The following is a 6,283-nucleotide window of genomic DNA, read 5'->3' as shown; positions in this document are numbered from 1 at the left end:
CGGCCAAAGGGATCAGACTGTAAATCTGACGGCTCTGCCTTCGAAGGTTCGAATCCTTCTCCCTCCACCATCATTCAGAAAACCCGGCCTAGCGCCGGGTTTTCGCATTTCTGGTCTGCCCAATCCGTTATTCCTCTGCACTCCAGTCCCTTATCGCCGTTTGTCTGCTACCGATCGCGCAATAAAAAAACGGGAGGCGTGCGCCTCCCGTTTACGTTCATATCAGCCCTGTTACGGGATGAAGCGTTACAGAGTAAAGCGATAGAAGATATCGACCGCCTGAGCCACCCCGCTCATCGCCTGCAGATAGAGCCGTGGCAATACCTCGTAGCGCAGCTTGAATTCGGCGATGGGGCTGAAAACCCCGACCCCGTACTGGAACTGCAAGCCCGGCAGCAGATAGGCCGACAGCGTCACCTGGGTGTTGTCGCCACTGCCCGCCGTATCGAGGGAGACATCGCTCATCCCGAGCGACTCGCCGATACTCGACACCACACCGTTGGCCTGACTCACCGCACCGGCCACCAGCAGACCGTTGAAACCGCCATCCTCACCGCCGGTCTGCAACCCTTTGCCGCGCAGCAGATAGGAGAGCTGTTCCGACTGCGCCATCTGCGGCTCGGAGTAGACAGTGATCTCCGGCTTGCTGGCAGGGCCGGTCACCCGCACCCCGACCGTCACCTGACCTTCTATGGTATCGGGATCCCGGTTGGCCTCGATGTTGAGGAACGGCCGATCCAGCGGACCGGAGAAGAGGATCCGCCCCTCCTTGATGATGAGGTTCTGACCGTAAGCCTTGAAGCGGCCGTTGGTCAGCACCAGCTGGCCGTTGCCTGCCAGCGGCTTCTCGGGATCCTGACGGATATTGAGGCCACCGGAGACATCGGTCTTCAACCCCATGGCATCAAGCTTCACATCGTTGCCAAGGCGGATCGCCACCTTCATCGCCAGCGGCAGACTTGCCTGCTTGGGAGCAGGGGGCAGATCGTCATAGACCACGGTCACATCGTCTGAGACCGCCACCGCCGAATCCGGCAGGCTCTTGACCAGAATACGTGCCCAGGGAATATCCACCTGACCGGTAATGCGGGTCTCCTCACCCAGCGACACCGCGATATCGGGAGAGACTCTGACCCGGCCCATGCCCGGATATTGCGCCTCCAGATCCTTACCCTGAATGGTGAGGCTGCCGCTGACCGGCATCTTGGCCCAGCTGAGCCAGCCGCCCAACGCCAGCGGTCCCTTGCCCACCAGCATGGAGCCATCGAGCTCGGCGCGGTTGCCTTCGATCTTGAGGCGGGTCACCAGCTTGGTCAGGGTCACCATGTCGGAGTGGGTCTGCACTTCACCGTCACGCAGGTTGAGCTGGCCAAACAGCAGGGGCGCCCCCAGGGTGCCGTCGAAGCGGGCATCGGCGGAGATGATCCCTTGCAGGGAGCGCACCTCAGGGATGAGCGGCGCAAAGGTATTGAGCTTGAGATCATCAAACTTGAGCTGACCACCGAGCAGACCGCGACCGGCGGGCTCCTTGATCAGCAGATCGGTATCGATATTGCCGATCTGTTTGGAGGCAAAATCGAGGCGAATGGCCGCCTGCTGCCGCTCGAAATCAAGGGCCAGAGCCAGCTGCTGATAGTCGGTCTTGAGGCCATCGGCCACAAAAGTGCCCGGCGTGGTACGCACCACCGCATGCAAGGTAGGCTGATTGCCACGCCAGCTGGCACGCCCATCGGCCGTGAGCATCGCCTGCCAGCGGAAGTTGTCCGGCAACCAGGGGCGTAGCCGCTTGAGATCAAACTCGCTCAGGGCAAACTCCAGGGTGCCCTGGGCAGCGGAGACCTGACTCCCCTTGACGCAGAGGCTGGCCCCCTGGGAGCCGAGGCAAAGATCCCCCATCGCCAGCCGCTGACGCGGCAGATCGAGATCCAGTGCCCAGGGGGAGCTCAAGTCCCAACGGCGCAGCGGAGTTTTCAGCCGCAACTCGGAGAGCGCCCCGCGCCAGTGATCCCCGCGCACGCCGCCACCCAGTTTGAGGTTGGCGGCAACAGGGTCACCCTTCATGGTCAGGGTCAACAGATGCTGACTGATATCGCCGCTGAGGTTCAGGGCCAGCTGGCTGAGCTTGGTTTCGCCCTGTTTCAGCTGCGCCACCAACAACGCGAGCTCACCGGCCGGTTTGGCGCCGATCACCACATTGCCCTTGAGACTAATGCCCTTCAGGTCGGTGCCGGCATAGTAGAGCCGCTCGGAGGCGAGATCCGCATCGATTTTTGGCGTCTGCTGATTGCCACTGACCTTCACCTGCCCCTTGATATCCCCTTTCAGGCCGGGATAGATGCCCCCCAGCTGGGGAGCCTGCAGGTTGGCATCAAGCCTCCACTGGGCGCTGCTGATACTGCCCTTGGCCTGCAACTGGTTCGGGCCACTTTGCAGCGAGAGCGCCGGGATCTGCCACTCCATCTTGTCGTTGCCGCTGAGCTCCCCCTTGAGGGCCAGCGGGTACTGGTTGAGCTTGCCATCCACCTTGAGCTTGGGCAGTTTCAGCTCCCAGTGGCCCGCTTCGTTCATCACGAAACGGCTCTCCAGCTCACCGGCCAGCGTCCCTTTCAGCTCAGGCAGCAGCTCGGCCGGATTGATCCCCTTGAACAGGGTGGTTCCCTGCCACTCGATCCCCTTGTTCCAGGCGAGCTTGCCATCGAGCTTCAATTCCCCCTTGAGGGCATTGAGCTGCAAGGCGATCTTGCTGAGCCGCTCCAGATCCCCCTTCCCGTCCAGCGCAAGCTTGAAGGGGGGGACATCGGTCCCCTTGCCGGAGGTATTGAGGGCAAACTGGTAGCCGGAGAGCTTGCCCTTGGCAGTCAGGCTTCCTTTGTCCAGCCGATAGCTCGGCTCATCTTTGGCAGGCTTGTGAAGAGGCCAGCCGAGGCTCTTCCAGTCGAGGGCCACATCAAAAGGGAGATCCGGGTCGAGGGCGGCCAGCGAGCCCTTGAGATTGGCGGCGACCGGCCCCTTGGCCGACAACACCAGCCCCAGCTTGCCGACCGAACCGCTCAGCGCCAGCGTGGCCTGCTCACCCTGCAACTCGCCATCCAGCAGCCCCTTGCGGGCCTTGGCATCCAGCGTCACCGCCAGCGGGTAGTCATCACTGAGCTGGATATGGCCCTTGAGCGCCAGATCGGCCATGGCGTGGCGCAGCGAGAGCTCGCGCACCTCGATGCGATCATCGACGGCGGTGGCCGACAGCAGCAGCCTGTCGAGCCCTTCAATCAGCTCGCCCTGCTTATATTGCACCCGGGTCGCGCTGACCCCTTCCAGCTGGATGGGGAAAGGAAGGTGAATGGCGGGCAGGAGAATGGGGGCTGCCTTTGCCGTGTTCGCAGCTGGCGCCCCGTTGCCCTGTTTGGGGGTCTTGGCGCTGGCCTTGTCGTTGTGCGCCACCGCAGCACCGGCTTGCTTCTCGTTAGCGGCCGGCTGCTTGGCAGATTTGGCTGTGTTGGAGAGTGCCGCGTCATCCAGCGTCACCGTCAGGTTATCGAGCACCGGGCCGCGCACGATCAGCCCCTTGCGGTTGAGGGTGGCGCCGATATCGAGGGACCCCAGCGTCACGGCCACGCCGGGCACTGCCAGATCGAGATCGGCCACCTTGAGGCTGTCGACCTGAATTTTGAGTGGCAGCGGGCGCCAGACAAAGGGTTCGGAAGGCTCTTCCGGGGCAGGCTCCGAGTCGGCCACCTTCACCACCGGATGAGTCACTTCAAGCGATTTGATCCAGAGTTTGCCCTGCAGCAACTTGCCGAGATCCCAGTCGAGCACGGCGCGATCCACCGTGACATCCACCAGCTCATCCTGCCAGCCCACCCCTTCCAGGGTCCAGCCATAGCCAAGCTGACCCGCCACCAGCTCCCCCTTAAGAGAAGGAAGCGCTCCCTTGGCCTGTTGCCACAACCACTTGTTGCCCTGATGGGTAAAGCCCAGCAGGCTGACGCCGATGAGCAGCAGGAACACCAGCCCCATCAGCCAGAGAAAAATACGTTTTAGCCAGATCACAATGCAGCCCCCCGCGCAAGATACAGCCGCAGCGACCAAAGAAAAAAGCGTTTAGACAACATCATAATTCAGGCCCCAATGCGAAATGCAGCCGCAAGGGCTTGTCCTCCTCCGATACCCCGACCGCCAGATCCAGCCTGACCTGACCGATGGGGGTGACCCAGCGCACACCGACGCCGGTACCTATTTTCCAGGGCTCGCTGTAATCGGTGGTGGAGGTGCCGCCATCCACAAACATGGCCCCCAGCCACTTCTCGCTGAAGCGGTAGTTGTATTCCAGACTGGCCACGCTGGTGTAGCGACCACCGGTCAGCTTGCCATCCGGCCCGGTGGGGGAGATGCTCTCGTAACCAAAGCCGCGCACCGTCTGATCGCCACCGGTAAAGAAGCGCAAGGACGGCGGCACCAGCGAGAAGCTGTCACCTATGATGGCCCCCTGCTCGGCCCGCATCAGGAATCTGTGGTTATCGCCGAGGGTACGCAGCCACTTGCTGCGCCCCCACACCCGCATAAAGCTGATGTCGGAACCCCATCTGGGATCGGAGAACTCCAGCGTCAGCTGCTGGCGATCCCCCCAGTCGGGCACCAGGGTGCCGCGCACCCGCAGTCGGGACCAAGAGACCCCGGGGATCAGCAGCAAGCTGTTCCCCTCGTCGGCGCCCTGGGTATAGATCTCGTTCTCCAGCCGGATAAAGACGTCCCGATCCCAGCTCTCCGGCCGCCGCGTCCAGCGGTGCACACCGATAGTGGTGAGATCGGAGCGGGTATCGTTGTTGTCCTTGTACTGGTAGCCGGTCTGGATGGAGTAGTAGTCCCGCAGCGGGTTGCCCACCGGGATCTGATAGTCGAAGCTGAGCTCTGCCTCCGGCGCCGACACCTTGGCGGTGGCAAACAGACGATGACCATAGCGGTTGACCCAGGGCTTCTCCCAGGTGGCACTCATCCGCGGGCCTACGTCGGTGGCATAACCGATACCGGTCTCGATTTCGTGATCGACCCGGTTATCCAGCGTCACCACGATGGGAACCCGATAGTTGCTCGCCTCGCTCAATACCGGCTTGATATCTACCTGACGGAACAGCTTGGTGGAGGAGACATCCTGCGACATCTCGGCCAGACGGATGGCGAGATAGGGGTCGCCGCTCTTGATGTTGATAAGCGGGCGAATAAGGTGAAGCGCTTCGGGGGTGGCATCGTAGCGGATCTCGCCAAAACGGTAGCGATGGCCCGATTCGAACAGAATAAAGATCTCCGCCGTCCCCTTGTCCGGGAACACCTTGACCTGACTCTTGCTCAGCTTGGCATCAAAGTAACCGCGGGCCAGCCCGAGACTGCCCAGATCCGCCTTGATGGATTCATATTTGGCGTGATTGAGGGGCTCGCCCTCTTTGAGGGGCAACTTGTCCAGCAAGGCGCTGTAGAGCTCGTCGCTGCCCGCATCCCCCTCCAGCAGAATATCGAGGCGGGAGACGATAACCGGCTCCCCCTTGTCCACCTCAATCACCACTTTGGACGGGGTTTTCTTGTCGCGACTCAGGGTGATTTTCGGCTGGTAGTAGCCATAAACCTGCAGCGCCTTTTGCACGCTCTCGGTGATTTTGGCGCGGGCCGGGCGGTATTGCCGCTCCTGATAGACTGGCAGGGCATTGAGATAGGCTTCAACGTTATCTTTGTTCTCCCCTTTCAACCCCTTGACCTGATAGGTGAGCTTGGCGGCAAACGCGGGCGAAGCCAGCAGCGACAGCAACAGGCCCACCCCCAGTACCCGCAGGCCGCGGCGAAACGCAGGGCCGGACAGTGAACGCCCTGCCAGCAGGGATGAAATGCATCCTGTCAAAGGTCAATATTCCTGAATCTGTGGTGAAGGAAACCAGCGCCCTTTCGGGCCAACCCCGAATGCGGCGCAGCACGCCATGCAGTGCATGGCCGTGACACAATAATGCGCGCCAGAAAAATGGCGAACCTTATCCTAACATAGGCATCGGCCAGCGACAGCGCGGTGCCATTGGCAAATTCGCCATATCTTTTAAGAGGTTGACCACAAATCACACATTTTGGTGACAATGACGACGCCCGCTTTCCCGATGAGGGCGAGCTGACCTGCCCTGAACATGCTTCACCCCGTCGTCAGGCACCATTTGTCACCTCTCCCCCTCTCTTTACCCAAAAGCACCGTAAAGCCCCGTCATTCATGGCGGGGATATAAGGTGTGAATGGCGTAGCCGTTCCATGGTTA

2 protein-coding genes are annotated in these 6,283 nt (G+C 61.3%); both read right to left on the bottom strand.

All coding sequences use genetic code 11. The features are described from left to right. Window positions 1-246 precede the first annotated feature (246 nt). A complete protein-coding gene (gene tamB, locus OKC43_RS21495; protein WP_270660749.1) occupies window positions 247-4,047 on the bottom strand; it encodes an autotransporter assembly complex protein TamB in 3,801 nt (1,266 codons plus the stop codon). Between the two features lie 61 nt (window positions 4,048-4,108). Then, entirely contained in the window at window positions 4,109-5,884 is a 1,776-nt protein-coding gene (gene tamA, locus OKC43_RS21490; protein WP_270660748.1) for an autotransporter assembly complex protein TamA, read from the bottom strand. Window positions 5,885-6,283 lie beyond the last annotated feature (399 nt).

This window comes from Aeromonas sp. Y289-2, from assembly GCF_027705925.1.
Lineage (GTDB): Bacteria > Pseudomonadota > Gammaproteobacteria > Enterobacterales > Aeromonadaceae > Aeromonas > Aeromonas veronii.
This window is presented reverse-complemented; position numbering and strand designations above follow the sequence as displayed.